This is a genomic window from Amylibacter sp. IMCC11727, from assembly GCF_029854195.1.
GTDB lineage: Bacteria > Pseudomonadota > Alphaproteobacteria > Rhodobacterales > Rhodobacteraceae > Amylibacter.
Window position 1 is genome coordinate 1238594 of sequence record NZ_CP122960.1, and the last position, 23166, is coordinate 1261759.

The window sequence follows — 23166 nt, forward strand, 5'->3', positions numbered from 1 at the left end:
ACCGACCATGACACAGCCATTTTCGAGCCTGAGCGATTTTGAAGCCATTTTAAAGACCGCTGCGGGGCCAGATGAACAGGCATTGGGCGCGGCTGAGGCCCGCAATGGCCAGTTAACAAAACCTCCAGGGGCGCTCGGTCGTCTGGAAGATATTGCCATTTGGTATGCGGGCTGGCGCGGGGAAGCTGCGCCTAAGATCACGTCTCCGCAGGTCGTTGTGTTTGCTGGAAATCATGGAGTAGCGGCACGTGGTGTTTCTGCCTTTCCAGCCGAGGTAACCGCGCAAATGGTGCTGAACTTTCAACACGGTGGTGCTGCGATTAACCAATTGTGTGAAACCTTTGGCGCCACGTTGGATGTAATTGCGCTTGATCTTGACTCACCAACGGCGGATTTCACGGCGGGCGCAGCGATGGGCGAGGACGACGTCGTAGCGGCACTGTTGGCAGGCTGGAACGCGGTAAAGCCAGATGCGGATTTGCTGGTGGCGGGTGAAATGGGCATTGGCAACACCACATCAGCGGCGGCGATTTGCCATGCACTTTATGGGGGCGAGGCCGAAGACTGGGTTGGTCGCGGCACAGGCGTTGATGATGCAGGGCTGGCGCTAAAGGCCAGGGTTGTACGCGAAGGTTTGGCCGCCAATCCAGAAGCTGAAAACAATGGCTTGCAGGCGTTGCGCTGTTTGGGTGGGCGCGAATTGGCAGCCATGGCTGGAGCGGTAGCTGCGGCGCGGCATCATGGCATCCCCGTTGTGATAGATGGGTTTATTTGCACCGCGGCGGTGGCTTGTTTGGAGGTCGCACAAATAGGTGCGCTCGATCACGCCGTGGCTGGGCATCAATCCCATGAAGCCGCTCACGCGCGGGTTTTGGCTGCCATCGGCAAGGAGCCGATTTTGTCGCTCGGCCTGCGGTTGGGCGAAGGATCGGGCGGGGCGTTGGCCATTGGTGTGATGAAGGCGGCGCTGGCCTGTCATTCTGGCATGGCCACTTTTGCCGAAGCAGGCGTGTCTGAGGGATAATTCCATAGACCCTAGTCAGAGTTTATTAAGGTTGACACCCTAAAGTCAGCGCAAACGTCTTTGTTTGGGCTGTATCCCGTTTCATTGAAACAGAACGGCCCGTCACATGGTGCGCGGGGCTCGGGCCCTGCGCAACAGCAGCGCGAAGGGCCTTTGGTGAACCAAACAAGCAAAAAACGATACGATACTTTGAAAAAGTTTGACGCGGCCTATGCGCCGGCCGGGATGTTGCGCCGATATGCAAAGGCGCGCAGTGGCACGATTTGGATGCGAGTGTGTGTTGTCGGCGCGGCTTGTTTGCTCTTGGCGATTGCGGCGTCACCGTTGACATCTTTGCTGGTGGCGTTGGTGGCGGTTCCGTTGGATTTCGTGGAATATTGGGTGCTGCGTAAATGGTTGAAACGGGATGTTTTTGATCAAAAAATTGTTGGGCGCAGCATAATAATTGCTAGTTTTGTGCAATCCATTGGCATTGGGTGCGGGCTGTTTTTGACTGGCATTTACTCCAATGAAATGCGTTTGCTGGCTTGGACCGTGTTGATGGGTGCGGTGATCAATTCCATGCTTTTGGCTCAATATCACCGCCCTTCGCATCATCTGCGAATTGTCGGGCTGAGCGGCTTTGCTGGCGCGGTTTTGGTGCAGTCTTGGATGATTGGTAACATATCGCTAGTGATGATGGTGTCAGAGGCTGCGATGCTTGCCGCGATAGGGGGGATGTTGTGGGGGTTGTTTACACATTTGGCCCATCGCGAGCAGCGAATGCGCCATGCAGAACGGGCGTTGCTGAGCCGATCTGAATATGCCGAACGGTTGGCGTTGGTGGCCAAACACGCATCTGATTCCATCATCCTGATGGATGCCGCTTTGAACATAAAATGGGTTAACCCGCAGTTTACCAATGTAACGGGCTATGCTCCCGAAGATGCCATTGGGCGCACGCCTGCACAGCTGTTGAACCATCCAGATACCTCGCCTAAAGCGATCCAAAAATTGGTCGAGGCGGGGCGCAATAAACGACCCGTGCGGCTGCGTATTTTGAACCGCACCAAAGACAATCGGGCCATATGGGTGGAAACCCACCAAACACCTGTGATTGATTCAAACGGCTCTATCGAGGCATTTATTGCGGTTGAACGGGATGTCAGTGATGTGGTGGCGCGAGAAAATCAATTGCGTGTGGCCCTGCTCGCGGCAGAAGATGCGGATCGCGAAAAGACCGCTTTTCTTTCGCGTATGAGCCATGAGTTGCGCACCCCTGCCAATGGTATTTTAGGGGGGATTGAGATGTTGCAAGAAACATCATTTGATCTCAAGCAGACCGAAGCGCTTGATATCATTGACGCTTCTGCGCACCGCTTGATGAGTCTGGTAGACAATATCGTTACAATTGCAGGCACGCAAAGCAACAGTATCGAAACCCAGTTTGAAGACATCGACGTGGATGAAATTGTTGGTTCGGTGCTGGGTAAATATCAGATGATCGCGGGGGAAAAAGGGATTGATATGATCGCAAACGTGACCGAAACGGCGCGGGTCACACTGCGCACGGACCCTTCGTTTGTGCATGGAATCTTGGATCGGCTGGTCAGCAATGCGGTGAAATTTACCGCCAAAGGATCCGTGACACTTAAGGCTTGGGTGGAACAGGACAATTGGCTGCACATCGCGGTGGAAGACACCGGCGTTGGGATACCCGATGAAAAAATTGGTGAAATATTCAAACCGTTTGAGCAAGTGGACGAGGCAGACACGCGCAATTTCGATGGTGCGGGGTTGGGGCTGGCAACGGCTAAAAATCTGGCCACATTGTTGGGCGGCCGTATTGTGTTTCGCCAAGGATCGAACGGTGGCAGCCGATTTAAGCTAAAGATTCCAGTGTTTGTGGATCAGGAGCGCCCCCATCGATCCCGGTACGTGCCGAAATTGAATGAGCAAACTACGGCTGTGGTCATGACGGGAGAGCCATTGGTTGATGGCGTTGAGTGTGCGGTCCCTAAAAAAGGGGTCGTCCCATCAATCAAGGAAGCACCCGCACCGCAAATGCGACTGCTGGTGGCAGAGGACAATCGCACCAATCGTTTGTTGATCAAATCCATGTTGAAAAACGCGGGTCACGCCATTGAATTTGCACAGGACGGGGTGGAAGCCGTTGAGCGATATGTTGAAAACCGCCCTGATTTTGTGCTGATGGACCTGAGTATGCCGAACAAAAACGGGTTTGACGCAACACGTGAAATTCGCGCCCTAGAAGCCAAAGACAGCCTGCGCCGATGCCCGATTGTGGCGGTGACCGCGAATGTCACCGAAGCCGACCGGCGCAAGTGTTTTGATGCGGGCATGGACGCGTTTCTGCCAAAACCGTTGAAAAAGGCACTGCTGTTGGAAACCATTGGCACGGTATCTGCCTGAAGCTGGTGATTTTGGCTCATGCCTTTCGCAGTGTCGCATGAAAGAGAGTTGACAGTATCGCCGCTTTCGCGATTTATTAGTGTGCAAACGATCTTTCGCCAGAGTCTGTATGTATCTTCAGCCAACATCTCTCGATCAAGCGGTGCGCGATGCCCAGACGAAGGGTGTGAAAATATTGGCGGGCGGGACAGATTTTTATCCCAGCCACGGCGATGTATTACCTGATTTCCCCATTCTTGACATAACTCGAATTGAAGAGCTGGCAGGGATCGCGAAAACTCCAAATGGGTGGCGGATCGGGGCGACCACAACGTGGAGCCAAATCGTTCATGCGGACCTGCCCCCTGTATTTGACGGGCTGAAACTGGCGGCACGGGAAGTTGGCTCTGTTCAAATTCAGAATGCAGGCACGATTGCGGGAAACCTGTGCAATGCAAGCCCTGCTGCGGATGGGGTGCCGGCACTCTCAACGCTGGATGCGCGTGTGGAACTGGCGGGGCCCGACGGCACGCGTCTTTTGCCGCTTGATCGGTTTTTAAGGGGCGTGCGCCAAACTGATTTACGACTTGGCGAAATTTTGACCGCGATTCACATTCCTGATCTGGGCGATGCGGTGTCGAGCTTTCTCAAACTTGGCAGTCGCAGCTATTTGGTGATCTCCATAGCGATGGTGGCTGTTGTTTTGCGCATAGAAAACGGATGCGTCGCAGATGCGCGCGTGGCCGTTGGAGCCTGCGCCCCCATCGCACAGCGGTTGCATCTGCTTGAGGCGGATTTGATCGGAATGAGTGAGGCAAATGGCGTTGTCCAGCCCCTGCATTTAAACGGGTTAACGCCCCTCACAGATGTGCGCGGATCGGCGGAGTACAGGCTCGACGTGGTGGTGACTTTGATTGAACGTGCGATACATGCGGCGCTGGAGTCGGCATAATGGATGGTTCGGGCGTACCCTTGATCCGATTTGTGTTAAACGGTGAAGATGTGTCCTTTGACGCCCCAACAGGGGAACGTTTGTCGGCCAGTTTGCGCGAACGATGCGGCGCAAAAGACGTTAAAATCGGATGCAACGCGGGGGATTGCGGAGCTTGTACCGTGCTTGTGGATGGGGCGCCAACCTGTGCGTGTTTGATGGCCAGCGCACAGGCATCTGGCCGAACTGTGGAAACCGTGTCGGGCCTGCGCAACGGCGATGAAGGCAAAGCACTGGCCGAGGCTTTTCAAAATCACGGTGCTGCGCAATGTGGGATTTGTACTCCTGGTATGATCGTGTCTGCCGTGGCTTGGATGCGCTCTGGTGTCGGGCGTGCCGAAGACGCGCTTGGCGGCGTATTGTGCCGCTGCACGGGGTACCGCAAGATTTTGGATGCGGTAAACGAAGCCGCCCAAGGCGGGGCGCCTGCTTTGAACGGATCGGGCGAAATGGGCAGCGCGATCCGCCGATTGGACGGCGCGGATAAGGTTTCAGGATCCGAAAAATTCGGTGACGATGTTGCTGGGCGAAATGCGGCTGTGGTGCATGTGGTGCGCGCGCCATTTGCGCGTGCTGGTTTTCGTTTTGGCGATTTAGAAGGATTTCGCACCAATACCGATGGGATTTTGGCGGTCCTAACGGCGGCGGACGTGAAAGGGCGAAATTGTTTTGGAGTGATCCCGCCTTTTGCCGATCAACCAGTCTTTGCCGTGGATGAAACACGATTTCGCGGGGAAGCGGTGGCCGCCGTTGTCGGTACAGCTGATGCCATTGCGCGGTTTAATGACAGTGAGTTTCCAATCACTTGGGAGGAACTGCCAAGCGTCACAGACCCCGTAAAAGCCATGCAATCAGACGCACCAAACCTGCATTCGGGGCGCAAAAACAACGTGATGATCAAAGGATTTGTTGAATGTGGCAACAGCGATGCTGCACTAAAAAATGCCGCCCATCGCGTGTCTGGCAGCTTTGAAACGGGGTTTGTGGAACACGCCTATATCGAACCCGAAGCTGGGTTTGCCGACAGTGTTGACGGCCGCGTTGAGGTGCATGCCTGCACGCAAGCTCCAGTGATGGACCTCGAGAGCCTTGAAGACATTCTTGGCATGGATCGCAGCCAAATTCGGGTGGTGCCAACTGGGGTGGGTGGCGGTTTTGGCTCAAAGCTCGACCTTTCGGTTCAGCCGTATTTGGCGTTAGCGGCCTTGGCCGTGCAGGGACCTGTGCGGATCAATTATTCGCGCCGCGAAAGCATGCAAAGCACCACAAAACGGCATCCTGCGACCATGCGCGTTGAAATCGGCGCGGATGCGGATGGAATGGTTTCGGGAATGCGGTTTGATGGGATTTTCAACACAGGCGCCTATGCGTCATGGGGGCCCACGGTGGCAAATCGCGTGCCGGTCCATGCCTCTGGCCCGTATGTGGTGCGGGATTACCGCGCAGAGGCGGTGGGCGTACATACCCATTGCCCACCAAGTGGTGCGTTTCGCGGGTTTGGCGTGCCACAGGCCGCGATTGCGCAGGAGGTTTTGTTCGATGAGCTGGCTGCCAAATGTGGGATTGATCCGCTGGAATTCAGAGTTCGAAATGCGCTGAAAAACGGTGTGCCGACAGTTTGTGGGCAGGTTTTTGACCAAGGAGTCGGCATTGGCGCGTGTTTTGAGGCGTTGCGAAAGCCATGGCACGATGCGCTGGCCGAGGTGGCAACATTCAACGAAACCGCGAGTAATGTGCGGCGCGGTGTTGGCATCGCGGCGGGATGGTATGGATGTGGGAATACGTCTTTGCCCAATCCATCGACGATCAAAGCGGGTGTGCGAAAAGATGGTACATTTGTGCTGCATCAAGGGGCAATGGATATTGGGCAGGGGGCAAATACCGTTATTTCTCAGATATTTGCGCAGGCGTTTGGCTGTGATGTGCATCGATTGGAATTGATTGGCGCAGACACGGATGTGACGCCAGATGCGGGAAAAACCAGTGCATCGCGCCAGACGTTTGTGTCTGGCAATGCAGCGCGGTTATCAGGGCTCGCCTTGCGGGCAGAGATTTTGCGGCACTGCAATATGGACAGCGCGACAGCACGTATTGCGGCAGGTGACGGTGTGGTTTTGGTTTCTGATGGTTCAATGGTGAACGAAATACCACTCGCATCGCTGACCATGGACACAGATGGATATGTGTTTCGGGCCGAAGAAACCTATGATCCACCGACCAAACCGCTCGACGAAAATGGTCAAGGTGTTCCTTATGCGCAATTTGGCTATGCGGCCCATCTGGCGGTTGTTGATGTGGATATGGATCTGGGCACGGTGACACCTGTTCGTTTTGTTGCGGCCCATGACGTGGGTCATGCGGTCAACCCGATGTTGGTTGAGGGGCAAGTTCATGGGGGCATTGCGCAAGGGCTCGGTATGGCATTGATGGAAGAGTATTTTCCAGGCCGAACCGAGAATTTGCATGACTACCTGATCCCGACAATTGGGGACATCCCCCCCATTGAAACGGTGATTGTAGAAGAGCCAGATGCGCACGGTCCTTATGGCGCAAAAGGGTTGGGAGAGCATGTTTTGATCCCAACAGCGCCCGCATTGATGAACGCGATTAACAATGCGGCGGGGGTTCAGATGCGGCGCGTGCCTGTCACACCGTCGCGATTGCGCGCGGCAATTCTGGAGGCGCAAAATGGCTGATCGGCCCGAAAAAATCCGCTGTGATGCCTGCCCTGTGCTGTGCTTTATTGCCGAGGGGCGAACGGGTGCTTGCGATCGTTATGCCAATCACGGCGGAGATTTGGTGCGGCTCGACCCGTTGACCGTGATCGAAAATGGTGGTCCCGCTGTGCCCTTTATGGGTGCGGATTGGGATGGAGATATCGTACAGGGGCATCGCCCGTTTGTGACGGCGATTGGGGCGGGTACCACCTATCCTGATTACAAACCTGCCCCGTTTATTGTGTCCGCTGAAACCCGTGGTGTGGACATGGTCACGGTCGTAACCGAAGGAATTTTCAGCTATTGCGGCGTGAAAGTGAAGATCGACACGGACCGCCATATCGGCGAAGAGCGCGCCATTGTCCGTGCAAACGGAGAGGCCATTGGCCATGTCATGACATCCGAATATGGCAGCAAAATGCTGTCCCTCGGTGGTGTAGATCACCTGACAGGTGGGTCCAAAAAGGAAGGGCGGGTCACTTGTGATGCTTTGTTGTCTTTGTGCAATTGTGAACCTGTTGAATTAACGATTGACGATGGTGCAGTCGTAATTGTGCAAGCTGGGAAAGCCCCTGTGATTGACGGCGCGCGTGAAAACTTGATGCGAGTGGGCTGTGGCTCGGCGGCGATTGGTATGTTCGCGGCACAGTGGAAAGGCCACGCAGATGAGGTGATCGTGGTAGATGATCACATCACTGGCGTTCTGTCGGAACATCAGGCGGGCGTATTGTTGGACATCCCGCCAAGTGGCATTCGTGTGGTCGGGCGCAGATCGACGCCAGGGCGATATTTTCAGGTGGCAGAACCAGGCACGGGGTGGGGCGGAACAGATATCGAAGACCCGCTGAAAGTGATCAAATCTATCAATCCAAAGGTGGCTTGGCCGGGATTGCGGTTGTTCATGGTGTCCACAACGGGTGAGCAGTGGGCCTATTTCGAACTCGATACCGATTTGGTGCCCCAAGTGGCAGAACCCTCTGCAGAATTGCGTGCGAGTGCAGAACGGGTTGCGGAGAATTGCGAGCCATCGGTGTGTTCGGTGGTGTTCATGGGTGGCGCGGGCGGGTCTTTGCGCGCAGGGGTGACAGAGAATCCGGTGAAACTGACACGATCCGTGCGCGAAACGTTAACGCAAGTGACCATTGGCGGTGCGGATGCGTATTTGTGGCCAGGGGGTGGGATCACCGTGATGGCAGATGTAACGCAAATGCCATCAAACGCGTTTGGGTATGTGCCAACCCCTGCGCTGGTCGCCCCCATAGAATTCACCATGCGTCGCGAGGATTACGCGGCGCTTGGCGGGTTTATTGATGAAATTCGGGATGTGGATGACATTCTGAACGGGCAAGAACGCCGTGTTGGCGCAAAGGCTGCTGAATGATTGCCGCGCGGATTTCTGGTGGGCGGTTGCATTTGCAGCATGGGCCGATTGACCTGATTATCGGGGCGGACGGTGCGCGCGAGGCTGCTTTCGCGGCGGCAGAGGCGCGGTTTTCAACTGTTTTACAAGAATTGGTGGCGGAATTGCCCCTTTTGCGCACAGCCATGCCCGTTGCGCCCAAAGGCGATGTGGCACGGCGGATGGCACAGGCAGCATCAGGCCATATGGGGTTCGTGACCCCGATGGCAGCGGTGGCTGGTGCGGTGGCGGATGAAGTTTTGTCGGCCATGAAACCATTCGATATATCAAAGGCTTATGTGAACAACGGTGGGGACCTCGCCATACATCTTGACCATGGACGCTTTGACGTTGGAGTGGCGGGGTTGGACGCGACAGCGCTGGGGAAAATGACGATCCAAGCGGGCGACGGCATTGGGGGCATTGCCACAAGTGGGCGCGGAGGGCGCAGCTTGTCCCTAGGGATTGCCGATAGCGTTACGGTTTTGGCGAAAACGGCTGCTGCGGCGGATGTGGCGGCGACTTTGATCGCAAATGCGGTGAATGTTGATGCACCGCAAGTGGAACGCTGCAAGGCCTGTGAACTGGATCCTGATAGCGATTTAGGGGAGCAATTGGTTGTCACAGGTTGTGGTGATTTAACGTTAAACCAAATTGACACAGCCTTGAACGCGGGGGAGGCATTTGCGAAAAACTTGGTTCGGTCCAAGCGTATCCAATCTGCCTTTATTGTGTTGCAGGGGCAATCTCGTGTTTTTGGAACAAAGGAGTTGGCCCATGCCTGATGTGGTGGTTCGAAAAATCGTAACTGTGGTCGAAGAGATTCACCACGAGTTTGGCCCAATCCCCGAGCTGCCTTTGCGCAGAGCGGCTGCGATTGCGGTGATTAAAAACCCCTACGCCGGTGCCTACCATACTGATATCGCGGAGTTTATGGAGGATTTGAAGCCTTTGGGCTTGCAAATGGCACAAAAGGGGTTGGAGGCACTGGGCGATGAACCGTCTGCCGTTGAAGGCTATGGGAAAGGGTCCATTGTCGGCGTTGATGGGGAATTGGAGCATGGGGCGTTGTGGCATGTTCCAGGCGGCTATGCGATGCGCGAACTGCTTGGTAATGCGGCGGCGATTGTGCCGTCGACCAAGAAAGTTGGCGCGGTTGGCACGCGGTTGGATGTGCCGATTACCCACATCAACGCAAGTTATGTGCGCAGCCATTTTGACGCCATGGAAATCGGTTTGAACGATGCACCGCGCGCTGATGAACTGCTGTTTATTTTGGTGATGAGCACGGGGCCGCGCATTCATGCGCGTGTCGGTGGTTTGGCCGCAAAAGATGTTGAAGGAAAGGATGGTCTGCGATGAGTGCAAAGATCAGAAAGACCGCCGTTTGGGTGGAAGAAACGCACATGGAAATGGGCAAAACCATTGATCCAAACACCCGCAAAGCGGTGGCTGTCGCCGTGATCGAAAACCCGTTTACGGGCCAATATGTTGAGGATTTAGAACCGCTTATGGAAATTGGCGCTGAGCTGGGAGCCCTGCTGGGGGATAAATGCGTTGCAGCGCTTGGGATCAAACCCGAACAGGCCGAAAGTTACGGAAAGGCGGCGATGGTGGGCGAAAACGGAGAGTTGGAACATGCGGCTGCGATCCTGCATCCACAACTGGGTGCGCCGTTGCGAAAAGCGGTGGAAAAGGGCGCGGCGCTGGTTCCGTCATCCAAGAAAATGGGTGGACCAGGGCAGGATTTGGATGTGCCGCTGGGCCACAAGGATGCTGCCTATGTGCGCAGCCATTTTGACGGAATCGAAGTGCGGATGAACGATGCACCGCGCCGCAATGAAATCCTTGTGGCGGTGGCAGTCACTGACAGCGGGCGCCCGCTGCCGCGTGTGGGCGGACTGACGCACCAAGACGCCGAGGGCAAGGATGGGTTGCGTTGATGAGCTATCGGCTGGATGAACAGGTCGGATATATTCTGCGTTTGGCGAGCCAGCGCCACGCGACCATTTTCAACAAACATTCTGAGCTGGGTCTGACGCCAACGCAGTTTTCTGCACTGGTGCGCGTGGCAGAAATGGGCAGTTGTTCGCAAAACCTGCTTGGGCGGCGCACGGCGATGGACGTGGCCACCATTAAAGGGGTGGTTACGAGGCTGAAAGCAAAGGGTTTTGTTGCGCTGGGAGCGGATCCTGGGGATAAGCGACGCACGGTGGTTTCTTTGACCCCAAAAGGGCAGGAAATGATCGAAGACTTGCATAAATTTGGCCAAGCTGTAACGGATGAGACGCTGGCCCCCTTGACGGCGGACGAGCGCAGGGTTTTTCTGGATATGCTGACGCGGTTGACGTGACGCCGCGCGTAAGGAGTGCGCTTATGGCCGAAGAGTTTCCGCTGACATCGACCCATTGGGGTGTTTACCGATCCGAAGTGCAGGACGGTAAGTTGGTTAAGCTGCACAATTTCGAAGATGACGACGACCCAAGCCCGATTGGCAACGGAATCGTTGATGCACTTGATGCGCCGAGCCGGGTTACCGCTCCAATGGTGCGCAAATCGTGGTTGGAAAATGGTCCGGGGTCCCGTGGTGATCTGCGTGGCAAAGATGCTTTTGTCGAAGTGACATGGGATGAAGTGAACCGTTTGGTGGCCGATGAATTGCGCCGTGTGCGCAAGGATTTTGGCAATAAGGCGATTTATGCGGGGTCTTATGGGTGGGCATCGGCAGGGCGGTTTCACCATGCGCAAACCCAAATGAAGCGGTTTTTGAACTGCATCGGGGGGTATACGTCATCCAAGAACACTTATTCCTTTGCGGCGGCCGAGGTGATTGTGCCCCATGTTTTGGGAAATTATCGCGATAACATGAACCGCACCACCAGTTGGCGTTCCGTTGCAGCAGAGGGTGAATTGGTTGTGGCTTTTGGCGGAATTCCCGTGAAAAACGGCCAGATCGAAGCAGGTGGAACAGGCCGCCACGTACAACGCGAAGGCCTGCACATGGCGCGGGATGCTGGCGTCGAATTTGTAAATATCAGCCCACTGCGATCCGATATGGAAGCGGAATTGGATGCGGAATGGTGGGCGGCACGGCCCACATCTGATGTGGCAATCATGTTGGGCATGGCCCATACGATTTACACCGAAGGGCTGCATGATACAGCGTTTTTGCGCGATTATTGCAGCGGTTTTGATCGGTTTGTGCCGTATCTAATCGGGGAGTCAGACGGGCAGCCTAAAGATGCGGATTGGGCGAGCGCATTGTCGGAGATTCCAGCGAATGATATTCGCAATCTGGCCCGTAAGATGGCCCGCAAACGCAGTATCGTTTCTGTCAGCTGGTCGCTGACGCGCAGCCATCACGGCGAGCAGCCTTTTTGGATGGCAATTACCTTGGCTGCGATGCTGGGTCAGATCGGGCTGGAAGGCGGTGGCGTGGCGTTTGGCTTTAGTGCTGAGAACTCCATCGGGAGCGATGCGCATCTGACCCCGATTGAAGAATTACCGAAGGGCAGAAACGGCGTGGGGGATTATATCCCTGTGGCCCGTGTTGCAGAATTATTGGAAAATCCAGGTGGAAAACACCATTATGACGGTGAAACCTTGCAGTATCCTGACATTAAGGTGGTTTGGTGGTCTGGCGGGAACCCGTATCACCACCATCAGGATTTGAACCGTTTGGCCCGTGCGTGGGAAAAGCCAGACACTATTATCGTGAATGATTGGTGTTGGACGGCGACGGCGAAACGGGCGGATATTGTGCTGCCTGTGACAACACATGTGGAGCGTGAAGACCTGCAACTGGCACAGCGTGATCCCTATATTGTGGCGATGAAAAAGGTGGTGGAACCGCCTAAAGATGTGCGCAACGATCATCAGATATTCAAAGGAATTGCCGCCGAACTCGGGGCCGAAGAAGACTTCACGCAAGGCCGTTCTGAAGAGGAATGGTTGCGCTGGATGTGGGACAAAACGCGGCAAAACCCAGAGGCCGAGGGTTTGGGTTTGCCCGATTGGGACGAACTGCAAAAGATGGGGTGGTATAAGACGCCAAAGCAGGAAAAACCAACGGTGATGTTGCGGGCGTTTCGTGAGGACCCATTGGCAAACCCTTTGGGCACGCCATCGGGCAAGATCGAGATTTATTCCGATGTTGTTGCAGGGTTTGGCTACGACGATTGCCCCGGTCATGCGGTCTGGCGCGTGCCTTATGAATGGCTTGGGGATGTGGGCGACCATCCGTTGCATATGATTAGCAACCAACCCCGCAACAAACTGCATTCGCAGTTGGATCAGGGCAATGTGTCTGCTGCGGGCAAGATCAAGGATCGCGAACCTGTGGTATTGCATCCCAAAGATGCGCAATCCCGTGGGATTTCTGATGGGGACGCGGTAAAGGTGTTTAACGCGCGCGGTGCCGCGTTGGGCGTCGCAGTTGTTTCAGACGAAGTGCGCAGCGGCGTGATTGTCATGTCCACAGGGGCATGGTGGGATCCAGATGAAAACGGCATGTGCCGGCACGGAAACCCGAATGCGTTGACGCGAGATGTGGGAACATCGCAGTTGGGGCAGGGACCAACTGCCCATTCCTGTCTTGTGGATGTAGAAAAGTTTAATGCTGAACTACCTCGTGTGCGGGCCTTCGACCCCCCTGAAATCATTTGGAGAGAGTGATGACACCCGGCAAAGCGTTTTTAACCCCAGAGGAAATACGCAGCTTTAACGGGCGGTCAGATTGGTGGGGGCTTTGGCTGGTTGTGCATTGCTGGGGTGTGATTGCATTGGCGTTGGCGGGCTTTGCCTTTTGGCCGAATGTTCTAACGTTTATTCTTGCGGTTATGGTAATTGGATCGCGTCAATTGGGTTTGGCCATTTTGATGCACGAGGCGGCCCATGTGGCGTTGTTCAAAACGCGAACATACAATGAATTTGCGGGGGAATGGCTGTGCGGGCGGCCCATTCTGGCAGATGTGTTTGAATATCGCCGCTATCATTTACAGCACCACCAGCACACGCAAACGGATAAAGACCCTGATCTGAACTTGTCACGTCCATTTCCCACGACAAAGGCCAGCATGTGGCGCAAAGTGTGGCGGGATATTTCTGGGCAAACGGGTTTCAAACAGCGTTCTCAGCAGGTCATGATGGCGTTTAAGCTGGCGGGTGACACAGATGATGTGAACGCGGATGATCTCGCGCAGGCGTTTTCAGGGCCTGTTTTGGGCCGCGCGATCATCGCAAATGCCGTGATTTTTGCGATCATGTGGGCGGTTGGTGCATGGTGGTGGTGGTTTGCGTTCTGGATGCTGCCACTGTTGACGTGGTTTCAATTGGTTTTGCGCATTCGCAATATTGCCGAACACGGGGTGGTGGAGTTTTCAAACGATCCCTTACGCAATGTGCGCACCACACAGGCGGGGCCGATCATGCGGCTGTTCTTGGCGCCTTATTACGTGAATTACCATCTGGAACATCATTTGATCATGCATGTGCCGTGTCGTCATTTGCCCCGATTGCATCAGTTGATGATTGAAAAGGGGCACGGGGATGCCATGCGAATTGGGCGCAGTTACTGGGATGTGATCAAACTGGCGGCGTCAAAACCTGCGTGAGCGGATCAGTTGTGTGAGTCTTTCGTGCAACGTTGCAGATTTTCGATTTTCTTGCCTGTTGTTTGACGCGTCTTCGTCTTTCATTGTGATCTTGTCCGATTAAGAGACACATAACAAAAAATTGGTCCGGACCTGATACAGGAACAGAGACCAACAAGACGAGGCAGAAATGACACAAAACCCTTATGCGCAGTTGCCTGCGCACAAGTTTTGGCGAACAGGTGTATCCCAAGTAGGTGTTTCTGAGTACGAGAGTTTTTGGCGTTCAAAGTGGGATCTTCCTGAAAACGCAAGATTTAGCACCTATGGATCGTGCTTTGCACAACACATCAGCCGTGAACTCCGCGAACGTAAAATGGATTGGGTGAACACAGAACGTGCGCCCGCCCGCACGCCGCCCCCTGTGGCGCAGGCGTATAACTATGGTGTGTTTTCATCACGCACGGGTAACATTTATACAACGCGGCAATTGCTGATGTGGTTGGTCTTGGCCAACGATCCATCCCAATGTGCATTGATCGAAACATGGGAACAGGACGGGCGCTTTTACGACAGTCTGCGCCCTGCCATTGAACCCGATGTGCCCTGGCACTGTGGCAGGTTCGTTTGATGCGAATGTGCATGTGTTTAAAAACTATCGCTACCCCGAAATTGTGGCCGACTTTGACCATGCGCTAGTGATGATGCAAGGCATGAACCCAGACATCAATGTGTTGCTAACTGTGTCCCCCGTGCCGTTGACAGCGACCGCGTCCGACGATCATGTTCTGGCCGCGACAACCTATTCAAAATCGGTGCTGCGTTCGGTTGCAGGGGATTTGGCTCACGGCCATGACTGCGTGGATTATTTCCCATCTTACGAGGTTATTTCCGGAACCCCGACCAAGGGCATGTTTTACGAACAAAACTTACGATCTGTGGCACGTGAAGGCGTGGATGTGGTGATGGGATATTTCTTTGGCGGGTTGCGGCTCGGCCAAGACGCCGTTGAACGTGTGGATGATGTGGCCGCGCGTATTGATGCGATGATCGAACAGGAAGAAGCGGACGAATTGGTCTGTGAAGAAATGGCGTTGGAGTTGTCAAATGCAAGCTGAGGTTTTGATTATTGGCGACAGCCACACCGACACACTGGCGCGCGGCTGTGAGCGTTTGGGCATAGAATACCACCATGTGCGGGCCAGTGGTGGCGCGTGGTTTGAGGGCAAATATGCTTTTCATCCTGGCCGTGGGTTGATTGCACAACCCGGCCCACCGAAGAAAAAACTGAACGCCGTCAAAGAACAGATGGGTGTTGATAACATCTTTGATGCGGGATTGCCTGTGATTGCGTCCTTTGGGTTTAACATGGGGATGCTGATGTCAGCGGTTTCGGCGTTTGACCATGGTATTGCTGCGGCAGATGGCAGTTGCGGAGAAAACGCGCAAACGGTTTTGTCGCGCGGATTTGCGCAGCAATATATTGAGGCGAGCAACGGTAAAAACTTTCGTATTATCAAGAATATAGCGAAAGTAGCAGATTTAACGATGGTGGTGCCACCACGGGCCGATGCACGGCACAATCGGTTGCAATTTGTTGAGCTGATCTGTGATCGGATGGTGCAATTGGGCGCGGATGTGTTTGACCCAAGCGTGATGATCACAAAAGATATGACCACGGCGCTTGATCGCAAATGGCTAAACGAAGACGGCGTTCACGCCTGTCCAGACTATGGTGAATTGGCCGTAAAGACCCTTTTGGACCACGGCGTGTTTGGGCAAAAAAAAGCGGCCGCGTAAGGCGAGGTAATTGCCCACAGGCCCCAATGATGGCAATGGGGCGGCGGCGTGAAACGCCCCCCTATGCCTGACTGTTGTGTTGCCTTTGGAATGGTTTCCAAAACGGGGTTAACGTTTGTAGGCTTTCATGGCGTCTGTCACCGCATCAAGGGACTGGATTGCGCCAGATTGCAGGTATTCCATCGCCTTGAGCGATGCGTTGTGCGCCTCGATGCTTGACCCTGCAACACAGTCTTCAATCACACGGCAAAAATAATCGGATTGATGGGCATCAACAAACGTATAATGCACGCAAACATCTGTAAGCCCGCCAACAAGGATAAGTGTTTCCGCCTTTAACCCTTTGAGAAGTATTTCAAAATCAGTTCCAAAGAAGGCAGAGTAACGGCGTTTTCGGATCAGAAAATCATCGGGACGAAAATCCATCTCTTTGACAGCGATGGCGGTTTTGGGATTGTCTTCAAGGCAATGAATGTCTTCGTCCCCGTCCAGTTCGCGGCCAAAATCAACGAGGCTTGGGTGATGCACCTCTTGAATGAAGATCACGGGGATATCGGCAGCGCGGGCCGCATCAATGGCTTTGCGGGCCTCTAACATGCGGTCTTTGTAGCCAGGCATATTGTCGATGCTGCGCACTGCGCTGTCGTCGATAAAGGTCGAGGCCTGAATGTCGATGACGATTAAGGCGGCGCGACCTTCGATCAGGGCGCGTTTTGGGGTGTTTGCGTTTGCCATTGTGTGTCGGTCCTGATTGTGAGGCTAGGGGGTTCACACCCCCAGATCGCAGTGGGAAATATTGAAAACAAAAAAGTTGTTTCAGTTTTTTAACCTTAGGAAGGTGATGTCACAACTTCTGGTATGCGGTTTGCAGGGGGCGTGTTGCGCGACCGTCCGCTGGTGACTTTGCCGTCGATGATGGTCATGCCAACACCAGGCAGATTACCGAGTTGGATGCTTTCCAGAATGTTTTTGCCAGGTGCGTGCTGCGCTTGATCCATCAGCACAAAATCCGCGGCTTTGCCGACCTCGAGTAGTCCTGTGTCCAATTCTCGGCGGCGTCCTGTGTTGCCATTGGCAAAGCAAAAGGCGGTTTCTGCGGCGACATTTCCAAGGCTTGAGAGCATGGCCACCATGCGCAAAATGCCAAGGGGTTGCACACCTGATCCTGCAGGGCCATCAGTGCCAAGGATGACTTGGTCGAGTTTGCCCAATTCGCGTGCGGTGTTGAGCGTGAGCAGAGCAGCGCGTTCGTTGCCGTTATGGACGATTTCAAGCGCCGCCGTGCAGTTTTCGCACAGGCAAACGATTTGATCGTCAGGCAGGGCCGAGTGCCCACCATTGATGTGGCCAACAACATCTGTACCCGTTTCAAGCACCATATCCGCGTCGATCAAGCCTGAGCCAGGGATGGACGGGCCGCCCGTGTGGATCGTGGATTGGATGCCGTATTTGCGCGCCCAGCCAACCATTTCTTGGGCGGTTTTGCCGTCTTTCACGGTGCCAAGGCCCACTTCACCAAGCAGTTTCACGCCCGCATCGGCCAAGTCTTTGAAATCCTGTTCGACCATGCCGTGTTCGATCACGGGCGCACCAGCGTGGACTTTCATACCTGAGGGGCGGAAATTTTCGTACCAACGCTGTGCTGCGATGGCCATCGCTTTTAGGCCGACAATGTCTTTCGGGCGGCCTGGCATGTGGACTTCGCCAGCGGAAATAAGGGTTGTGACACCGCCGTTCAGCGTTGAATCGATCCAGTGGAGCTGCTGTTGGCGTGGGGTGTAATCGCCCACGACCGGGTGAATGTGACTGTCGATCAAACCAGGGGCGCAGGTCACACCCATGGCATCAATCAGTGTGTCGGCTTGGTCGATATCCATATCCTTGCCATAGCCGATTTCCGTGATCTTTCCGTCCATTGCGATAATGCAATCCGCATCCGCGATAGGGGCCTCGATTTTGCCCGAAAGCATCAGGCCGATGTTTTTGATCACGGTTTTTGTCATCTTAGGCTCCTGAGGCGCGGAAAAGTTCAAAGGTCAACGTGTCGCCGCACAGCTCTGGATCAAAATGTGCGGTGGGTTCACCAGCGGCGGCCATTAACCCGCATTTGTGCCACCGAGCGACCCGTTTGGCCGCAGGTTTGGCGCGCGCATCGCCCAATTCAGCATAGGTGTCTGCGATGGCAGGGGCCACCATGCCTATGCCAAATCGCGCGTCATAGCTGTTGATCTCCAAAAGCGTCTTTTCAAGTTTTTCCAACGCGGTTTGATAATGATTGAGAGCGGTTTTCGCATCGCCCGCATCGCGTGCTTCATGGCCTTTGATCACATCGGCACGGATGGCATCCAGCAGGGCTTTGTCGCGCACTTGTTCGGGGGTGGGGTCGTAAATGCTCAGCCGTTTGATTTTAATGGGTTCATCATTTACGGATTCGCTTGGAATTTCAAAAACCACCCTTGGGGCGGCTTTGGGCTTTGGCTCTGTTGTTTCGCCGTCAGATTGCGCGAAGCTGGCTGTGGGAAGTGCAAGAAATACTGCGGAAACGGTGGAAAAAGTGACTTTTTTGAGCATGTTACACTCCTAAATAGCGGTGTAGTTTTTCTGGTTCCGCCCGCAAGTCTGCGGTGTCGGTTGTTTCCAGACTACGGCCATTTTCGACAAATACAACTTGATCGGCGATATTTAGAACCGCATCGACGCGCTGTTCCACAAGGACCACAGCAAGGTTCTGTGCCTTCATCTTCAGCACCACATCGCGGATGAGATCAATCATAGACGGTTGTAAGCCTTCGGTTGGTTCATCAAGCAGCAGGACAGATGGTTTGATCGCCAGCGCACGGGCCATGGCGAGCATTTGTTGTTCCCCCCCTGACAGAGTATCCGCCTGTTGTTTCAAACGATCCCGCAGACGGGGAAACAAGGTGAGGAGCTCTTCGCGCACATCCGATTTGTTGGGCGTGTGCAAAAGGCCCACATCAAGGTTCTGCGCCACAGTGAGTTCGGAAAACAGGCGGCGGCCTTGGGGAACATAGGCGATGCCGTTTTGCGAGATTTTGTGCGGAGGGATAGTGGACAGGTCAGTGCCGTTGAGGGTGATTTGCCCTGATGTGAGCGGCAGCAAACCCATAATGGTTTTCAGCGTTGTGGTTTTGCCCGCGCCATTGCGCCCCATGATGCAGGTGATTTCGCCCGCATTGGCGGTAAGCGAAAGGTCAAAGAGGACCTGCACCGCGCCATAACCCGATTGGATGTGAGAGAGGCTAAGCATGACCCGTCCCCAAATACGCCTCTTGCACGGTTGCATTGGCGCGGATTTCGGACGGGGTGCCGTTGGCAAGCACCATGCCTTGATCCAACACAGTGATGTATTCCGCCACGGCCATGACGACATTCATGTTGTGCTCGATCAGCAGGATCGTCGTTTCTGCATCCATGGATTTGATCAGCTGATTGAAATCTTCAACCTCGGATTCCGCTAGCCCTTGGGTGGGTTCATCTAGGATAAACAGGCGGGGGTCTTGGGCCAGTCCCATGCCGATTTCAAGGATGCGTTGGTGGCCGTAGGACAGATCGCTGGCCAATTGGTCGGCGCGATCTGTGATGTTCAGGCGTTGCAACACTTCGTCAGTTTTCGATTGGACGGCGCGTTTGTTGCGGCCCAATCGCCGCCGCGCGGCGAGGTTGATGTTTTCGCGTACTGGCAAGCCAGGAAAAACCGATGTGATTTGAAAGGTATAAGCCATGCCAGCGCGGATGCGTTCGTGGGCGGGCAGGGTGGTGATGTCTGTGCCATCAAAGATAACGCTGCCGCGTGAGGCAGGAATGCGGCCGCAGACCATGCCGACGAATGTGGATTTTCCTGCACCATTTGGGCCGATGATCGCACGGGTTTGGCCCGCTGGTAGATCGAAATCCACGTCTGTGTTGGCGGCAACACCTGCGTAGGTTTTGGTCAGGCCACGGGTAGACAAGATCATGGCAGCCACCCCGCGTATTTGTTGCGCAGAGTGCCCACAATGCCGTGGGGCAGAAACAGGGTGACAAGCACAAGCACCACGCCGACAACGATTAGGTAAGCGGTGGTTTGGCCCGAGGCATAGTCGATGAGATAGGTCATAAACAGCACGCCGATGAACGGACCTGTGGTTGTGCCCGCTCCGCCAACCAAGACCCAAAGGAGCGGTAGGATCGAGAATTGAACGGTGGCGAAAGTGGCCCCTGTGTTTCCAAACAATAGGGCGTAAGCACCGCCGCTTGCGCCTGAGATAACGCCAGACAGGATCACCGCCTTGAGCTTGATCGCGGTGACATTGTAGCCAAGCATTTTGGCGCGTTCCTCATTTTCGCGGATGGCGATGAGGGTGCGCCCAAACGGCGAGCGGATGAAGTAAGCGAGCAAGAGGAGCGTGGCGGAGAAAAGGATGAGCGCGGTGTAGTAGCGAATTGTCTGGTCTGTTAGGTCAAGGCCCATCAATTGGCGGGTGGCTTGTTGCAGGGCAAAGCCTTCGTCGCCACGGGTATATGTGCCGAAATAAAGGATGGTGAGGTAGCCTGCTTGCGCAAACATCAGCGTGACGATCATAAAGGCCACCCCGCTCGTGCGCAGGACCAGAAAGCCGATCACTGTGGCCACAACCGCCGAAGCGAGGAGTGCGGCAAGGAATGCAGGGGCAGGGGTCCACCCGCCTAAGTGCATCGTCAGGCCGAGGCCGTACATACCCGCGGAAAAAAACAGCGCATGGCCAAGCGAAAGGAGCCCTGTGTAGCCAAACAGGATGTTGTATCCCATGGCATAGATCGCCAATACCATAACCCGCGCGAGGTTACCTGAGTGGTATTGGGGCAGGATCATAAAGGCGATGGCGAGGATCGCTAGAAGGCCATAATGCAGTGCGTGTGTTTTTGTGGTGTTCGTCATGCGGTGGACTTCCCCATCAACCCCGTAGGTCGGAACACAAGCACAGTAGCCACCAACAATGTGGCAAAGATTTTCGCCAGTGTGGGCGTGAAGAATACCGAAATGATGCTGTCTGCCATGCCGATCAGGATCGCGGCGATGATGGTTCCAGGCAAGGAGCCTAGGCCGCCGATAATCACGACGATGAAAGCGAGGAGCAGCGGGTCATGACCCATAAGGTAATAGGCCTGTTGAATGGGAACGACGAGAACCGCACCAACGGCGGCAAGCCCTGCGCCAAGGCCAAAGACAACGGAATAGACGGTTTTGACGGGGATGCCAAAGGCCTGAGCCATATCGCTGTCTTGTTGGGTAGCGCGCATAATAAGCCCTGCTTTGGAGCGTGTGATCGCAAGCCAAAGCGTGATCAGGATAACGCTGGCGGCAACGATAACAAACAGTTTGTAAGAGGTGATCGACAGACCCCACGGATAATAAAACTCCAGCCCTTTATCGCTCCATTCAAACCACGGCAGTGCGATGCGGGTATTAAACGGCGGTTCAACGGGGCGCGGGTTGGGGCCAAAGGTCATCAGCGTGGTTTGTTGCAGGATGTAAAGCGTGCCAATGGTGGCCACGATGGTGCGTTCTGGATCGTAATTAATACGGCGCAGAATCAGCCGATCCACACCTGCGGCAAGCGATCCAACGAGCAAGGGGGCGACGATGATCGCCGCCACAAATCCAAGCGCGGGATTACCCCCAAGCGCGGTGGCGATGTACCAAGCCAGCACCGCACCCACCATGTAAAATTCGCCATGGGCCACGTTCACCACGCGCATCACGCCAAACACAATGGAGAGGCCCATCGCGGTGAGTGCGAGAACCGCAGCCGTGACGCCGCCTTCCAAGATAGCCAGCAAAAGGTGGGGGCCGAAATCCATGATTTAACTTTTCATGTGGAGTTAAAAAGGCCCACCGCACGGGGAGAAACATGCGGTGGGCTTGGCAGCATCACCCGCAGATTAGAAGCTCTGCGTGGTGTAATCGACTTCGTCTTCGTACATCGTATCTTCGATGGACGTAGTATGAGCGAGGGCCAGTTTTCCGCCTTCAACCTTGGAAATATATTGATGCCCAAAGGTCTGGTGCGTTTTGCCATTGAAGATTTTTGCACCCTGAGGGTGGTCATCAGATAGGTCCATATTGGACATAGATTCCACGGCCTCAATCAAGGCTTGGCGGTCGCCCGCGCCTTTGTAATCGGCCATTTCCATGCCGCGTTTGACGATGTTGAGTGTTTCCCAGCAGCCAAACATATGAGCATATGTGGATACGTCCTTGGAATCAGAAACAGAGGCACCGTTTTCGTCGACGCCGACCGCTTTGCGGTAGTTGGCATCAAAATCGTGGTTGGTGTCTTGGGCATAGCGTGGGTTGCCTTCCCAGAAGTAGGTGCCTTCGAGGAATTCGAGGCCGGGGGAGGCGATATCGACCGCTTCCAAGCTGTCGATGAAGCCAAAGATTTCTGGTTTGCTTGGGCCAAAGAATTCGCCCATTTCCTTTACAAACGTCAGAACGGCAGGGCCGACCATGACATGGTAAATCACATCGGTATTACGCGGGATTTTCGGGAAATATTTGGTAAACGACGTTTCGGTGGGGGGGATCGCGATTTTTGCAACGACTTCGCCGCCCTGAGCTTCGATTGCTGCAGAAAAGTAATCGCGGTGATCATGGCCAAAGGCAAAGTCAGGATAGATCATCGTGACCTTCTTGCCCAGATTTTCCGCCACAAACGGCGCCATGGCCTGTACCTGTGATTTCACGTCCGTGATGCCAGGCTGCATGGTCCAGCGATTGAGCGCGCCAGACGCCACATGGTGGCCTTCTGAAACAACAAAATACGGCATTTTCAATTCCCCTGCACGAGGCGCAGAGCCGTAAACCACGTGGGAAAACAATGTACCAAAGGCGATGTCGGTGTTGTGTTGTGTTGCGAATTTCTCAACAACTTCGGCACCGCGTTTCGGATCCGTTCCATCGTCCTCGGAAATCACCTCAACAGGGCGTCCGTTGATGCCGCCCATGTCGTTGATGCGTTTGACGGCGGCTTGCGTGGTGCGATCATACCAACGGCCGTAGGACGCGCCGATGCCCGTGCGGTGAACCTGAAAACCGATTTTAATAGGTTCAGAGCTTTGCGCTTGGGCATATCGGCCCAGAAGGGGTGTGCTGGCCAATGCTGCGGCCCCAGTGCCAAGCAGTTTGCGGCGGGTGAGAGTTGGCTTAATCAGTTTTGTCATTGTGACCTCCCGAGTCGGCTGCTGATCGCTGCTTTTTCTGAAGTTTGTAT

22 protein-coding genes are annotated in these 23166 nt (G+C 54.7%); 14 read left to right on the forward strand and 8 right to left on the reverse strand.

Features of this window, described 5'->3' with window-relative positions; all coding sequences use genetic code 11:
* The first annotated feature begins 7 nt into the window (after nucleotides 1-7).
* The 14 genes from cobT (at nucleotide 8) to QBD29_RS06470 (ending at nucleotide 15913) form a co-directional block, all read left to right on the forward strand.
* Complete coding sequence (gene cobT, locus QBD29_RS06405; RefSeq protein ID WP_280100481.1) at nucleotides 8-1024, forward strand: nicotinate-nucleotide--dimethylbenzimidazole phosphoribosyltransferase; 1017 nt, start codon at nucleotides 8-10, stop codon at nucleotides 1022-1024.
* A 189-nt stretch (nucleotides 1025-1213) separates the two neighbouring features.
* Nucleotides 1214-3436: a response regulator gene (locus QBD29_RS06410; protein WP_280100482.1), complete on the forward strand. Its 2223-nt coding sequence runs from the start codon at nucleotides 1214-1216 to the stop codon at nucleotides 3434-3436.
* 109 nt (nucleotides 3437-3545) lie between these two features.
* Complete coding sequence (locus QBD29_RS06415; protein WP_280100483.1) at nucleotides 3546-4367, forward strand: xanthine dehydrogenase family protein subunit M; 822 nt, start codon at nucleotides 3546-3548, stop codon at nucleotides 4365-4367.
* Nucleotides 4367-7102: a molybdopterin cofactor-binding domain-containing protein gene (locus QBD29_RS06420; protein WP_280100484.1), complete on the forward strand. Its 2736-nt coding sequence runs from the start codon at nucleotides 4367-4369 to the stop codon at nucleotides 7100-7102. Before QBD29_RS06415 ends, QBD29_RS06420 begins: the two co-directional genes overlap by 1 nt.
* Nucleotides 7095-8504 (forward strand): 6-hydroxynicotinate reductase, encoded by a 1410-nt coding sequence (locus QBD29_RS06425; protein WP_280100485.1) that lies wholly within the window; start codon nucleotides 7095-7097, stop codon nucleotides 8502-8504. Before QBD29_RS06420 ends, QBD29_RS06425 begins: the two co-directional genes overlap by 8 nt.
* Entirely contained in the window at nucleotides 8501-9307 is an 807-nt protein-coding gene (locus QBD29_RS06430; protein ID WP_280100486.1) for a UPF0280 family protein, read from the forward strand. Before QBD29_RS06425 ends, QBD29_RS06430 begins: the two co-directional genes overlap by 4 nt.
* Nucleotides 9300-9884, forward strand: a complete 585-nt coding sequence (locus tag QBD29_RS06435) for an amino acid synthesis family protein (RefSeq protein WP_280100487.1) — start codon at nucleotides 9300-9302, stop codon at nucleotides 9882-9884. The genes QBD29_RS06430 and QBD29_RS06435 overlap by 8 nt, the downstream gene beginning before the upstream one ends.
* Complete coding sequence (locus QBD29_RS06440; RefSeq protein ID WP_280100488.1) at nucleotides 9881-10465, forward strand: amino acid synthesis family protein; 585 nt, start codon at nucleotides 9881-9883, stop codon at nucleotides 10463-10465. Before QBD29_RS06435 ends, QBD29_RS06440 begins: the two co-directional genes overlap by 4 nt.
* The gene (locus QBD29_RS06445) at nucleotides 10465-10875 is read left to right on the forward strand and encodes a MarR family winged helix-turn-helix transcriptional regulator (protein ID WP_280100489.1); all 411 of its coding nucleotides are present in this window, start codon (nucleotides 10465-10467) and stop codon (nucleotides 10873-10875) included. Before QBD29_RS06440 ends, QBD29_RS06445 begins: the two co-directional genes overlap by 1 nt.
* A 23-nt stretch (nucleotides 10876-10898) precedes the next feature.
* Nucleotides 10899-13196: a molybdopterin guanine dinucleotide-containing S/N-oxide reductase gene (locus QBD29_RS06450; protein ID WP_280100490.1), complete on the forward strand. Its 2298-nt coding sequence runs from the start codon at nucleotides 10899-10901 to the stop codon at nucleotides 13194-13196.
* Entirely contained in the window at nucleotides 13196-14134 is a 939-nt protein-coding gene (locus QBD29_RS06455) for a fatty acid desaturase family protein (protein ID WP_280100491.1), read from the forward strand. The genes QBD29_RS06450 and QBD29_RS06455 overlap by 1 nt, the downstream gene beginning before the upstream one ends.
* Before the next feature lie 169 nt (nucleotides 14135-14303).
* The gene (locus QBD29_RS06460) at nucleotides 14304-14744 is read left to right on the forward strand and encodes a GSCFA domain-containing protein (RefSeq protein WP_280100492.1); all 441 of its coding nucleotides are present in this window, start codon (nucleotides 14304-14306) and stop codon (nucleotides 14742-14744) included.
* On the forward strand, nucleotides 14728-15231 hold the full coding sequence (locus QBD29_RS06465) for a GSCFA domain-containing protein (protein ID WP_280100493.1): 504 nt from the start codon (nucleotides 14728-14730) through the stop codon (nucleotides 15229-15231). The genes QBD29_RS06460 and QBD29_RS06465 overlap by 17 nt, the downstream gene beginning before the upstream one ends.
* Nucleotides 15221-15913: a hypothetical protein gene (locus tag QBD29_RS06470; protein ID WP_280100494.1), complete on the forward strand. Its 693-nt coding sequence runs from the start codon at nucleotides 15221-15223 to the stop codon at nucleotides 15911-15913. Before QBD29_RS06465 ends, QBD29_RS06470 begins: the two co-directional genes overlap by 11 nt.
* Before the next feature lie 108 nt (nucleotides 15914-16021).
* Here QBD29_RS06470 and QBD29_RS06475 read toward each other — a convergent pair whose 3' ends face one another.
* The 8 genes from QBD29_RS06475 to QBD29_RS06510 all read right to left on the reverse strand — a co-directional run bounded on the left by QBD29_RS06475 (nucleotide 16022) and on the right by QBD29_RS06510 (nucleotide 23116).
* Nucleotides 16022-16648 (reverse strand): cysteine hydrolase, encoded by a 627-nt coding sequence (locus tag QBD29_RS06475; RefSeq protein WP_280100495.1) that lies wholly within the window; start codon nucleotides 16646-16648, stop codon nucleotides 16022-16024.
* Between the two features lie 95 nt (nucleotides 16649-16743).
* Nucleotides 16744-17916, reverse strand: a complete 1173-nt coding sequence (locus tag QBD29_RS06480) for an amidohydrolase family protein (protein WP_280100496.1) — start codon at nucleotides 17914-17916, stop codon at nucleotides 16744-16746.
* Nucleotide 17917: 1 nt separating this feature from the next.
* Nucleotides 17918-18484, reverse strand: coding sequence for a hypothetical protein (locus tag QBD29_RS06485; RefSeq protein WP_280100497.1), 567 nt, complete (start codon nucleotides 18482-18484; stop codon nucleotides 17918-17920).
* A gap of 1 nt (nucleotide 18485) precedes the next feature.
* Nucleotides 18486-19181, reverse strand: coding sequence for an ABC transporter ATP-binding protein (locus tag QBD29_RS06490; protein WP_280100498.1), 696 nt, complete (start codon nucleotides 19179-19181; stop codon nucleotides 18486-18488).
* On the reverse strand, nucleotides 19174-19890 hold the full coding sequence (locus QBD29_RS06495; protein ID WP_280100499.1) for an ABC transporter ATP-binding protein: 717 nt from the start codon (nucleotides 19888-19890) through the stop codon (nucleotides 19174-19176). Before QBD29_RS06495 ends, QBD29_RS06490 begins: the two co-directional genes overlap by 8 nt.
* Nucleotides 19887-20831: a branched-chain amino acid ABC transporter permease gene (locus tag QBD29_RS06500; RefSeq protein WP_280100500.1), complete on the reverse strand. Its 945-nt coding sequence runs from the start codon at nucleotides 20829-20831 to the stop codon at nucleotides 19887-19889. Before QBD29_RS06500 ends, QBD29_RS06495 begins: the two co-directional genes overlap by 4 nt.
* Nucleotides 20828-21754, reverse strand: a complete 927-nt coding sequence (locus QBD29_RS06505; RefSeq protein ID WP_280100501.1) for a branched-chain amino acid ABC transporter permease — start codon at nucleotides 21752-21754, stop codon at nucleotides 20828-20830. The genes QBD29_RS06500 and QBD29_RS06505 overlap by 4 nt, the downstream gene beginning before the upstream one ends.
* 81 nt (nucleotides 21755-21835) lie before the next feature.
* Entirely contained in the window at nucleotides 21836-23116 is a 1281-nt protein-coding gene (locus QBD29_RS06510) for an ABC transporter substrate-binding protein (RefSeq protein ID WP_280100502.1), read from the reverse strand.
* Nucleotides 23117-23166: the final 50 nt, after the last annotated feature.

What these genes read in the sequence shown, in the direction of transcription:
- cobT (WP_280100481.1), top strand. Translation starts at nt 8, where the DNA reads ATGACACAGCCATTTTCGAGCCTGAGCGATTTTGAAGCCATTTTAAAG.
- QBD29_RS06415 (WP_280100483.1), top strand. Translation starts at nt 3,546, where the DNA reads ATGTATCTTCAGCCAACATCTCTCGATCAAGCGGTGCGCGATGCCCAG.
- QBD29_RS06420 (WP_280100484.1), top strand. Translation starts at nt 4,367, where the DNA reads ATGGATGGTTCGGGCGTACCCTTGATCCGATTTGTGTTAAACGGTGAA.
- QBD29_RS06425 (WP_280100485.1), top strand. Translation starts at nt 7,095, where the DNA reads ATGGCTGATCGGCCCGAAAAAATCCGCTGTGATGCCTGCCCTGTGCTG.
- QBD29_RS06430 (WP_280100486.1), top strand. Translation starts at nt 8,501, where the DNA reads ATGATTGCCGCGCGGATTTCTGGTGGGCGGTTGCATTTGCAGCATGGG.
- QBD29_RS06435 (WP_280100487.1), top strand. Translation starts at nt 9,300, where the DNA reads ATGCCTGATGTGGTGGTTCGAAAAATCGTAACTGTGGTCGAAGAGATT.
- QBD29_RS06440 (WP_280100488.1), top strand. Translation starts at nt 9,881, where the DNA reads ATGAGTGCAAAGATCAGAAAGACCGCCGTTTGGGTGGAAGAAACGCAC.
- QBD29_RS06445 (WP_280100489.1), top strand. Translation starts at nt 10,465, where the DNA reads ATGAGCTATCGGCTGGATGAACAGGTCGGATATATTCTGCGTTTGGCG.
- QBD29_RS06450 (WP_280100490.1), top strand. Translation starts at nt 10,899, where the DNA reads ATGGCCGAAGAGTTTCCGCTGACATCGACCCATTGGGGTGTTTACCGA.
- QBD29_RS06455 (WP_280100491.1), top strand. Translation starts at nt 13,196, where the DNA reads ATGACACCCGGCAAAGCGTTTTTAACCCCAGAGGAAATACGCAGCTTT.
- QBD29_RS06460 (WP_280100492.1), top strand. Translation starts at nt 14,304, where the DNA reads ATGACACAAAACCCTTATGCGCAGTTGCCTGCGCACAAGTTTTGGCGA.
- QBD29_RS06470 (WP_280100494.1), top strand. Translation starts at nt 15,221, where the DNA reads ATGCAAGCTGAGGTTTTGATTATTGGCGACAGCCACACCGACACACTG.
- QBD29_RS06475 (WP_280100495.1), bottom strand. Translation starts at nt 16,648, where the DNA reads ATGGCAAACGCAAACACCCCAAAACGCGCCCTGATCGAAGGTCGCGCC.
- QBD29_RS06480 (WP_280100496.1), bottom strand. Translation starts at nt 17,916, where the DNA reads ATGACAAAAACCGTGATCAAAAACATCGGCCTGATGCTTTCGGGCAAA.
- QBD29_RS06485 (WP_280100497.1), bottom strand. Translation starts at nt 18,484, where the DNA reads ATGCTCAAAAAAGTCACTTTTTCCACCGTTTCCGCAGTATTTCTTGCA.
- QBD29_RS06490 (WP_280100498.1), bottom strand. Translation starts at nt 19,181, where the DNA reads ATGCTTAGCCTCTCTCACATCCAATCGGGTTATGGCGCGGTGCAGGTC.
- QBD29_RS06495 (WP_280100499.1), bottom strand. Translation starts at nt 19,890, where the DNA reads ATGATCTTGTCTACCCGTGGCCTGACCAAAACCTACGCAGGTGTTGCC.
- QBD29_RS06500 (WP_280100500.1), bottom strand. Translation starts at nt 20,831, where the DNA reads ATGACGAACACCACAAAAACACACGCACTGCATTATGGCCTTCTAGCG.
- QBD29_RS06505 (WP_280100501.1), bottom strand. Translation starts at nt 21,754, where the DNA reads ATGGATTTCGGCCCCCACCTTTTGCTGGCTATCTTGGAAGGCGGCGTC.
- QBD29_RS06510 (WP_280100502.1), bottom strand. Translation starts at nt 23,116, where the DNA reads ATGACAAAACTGATTAAGCCAACTCTCACCCGCCGCAAACTGCTTGGC.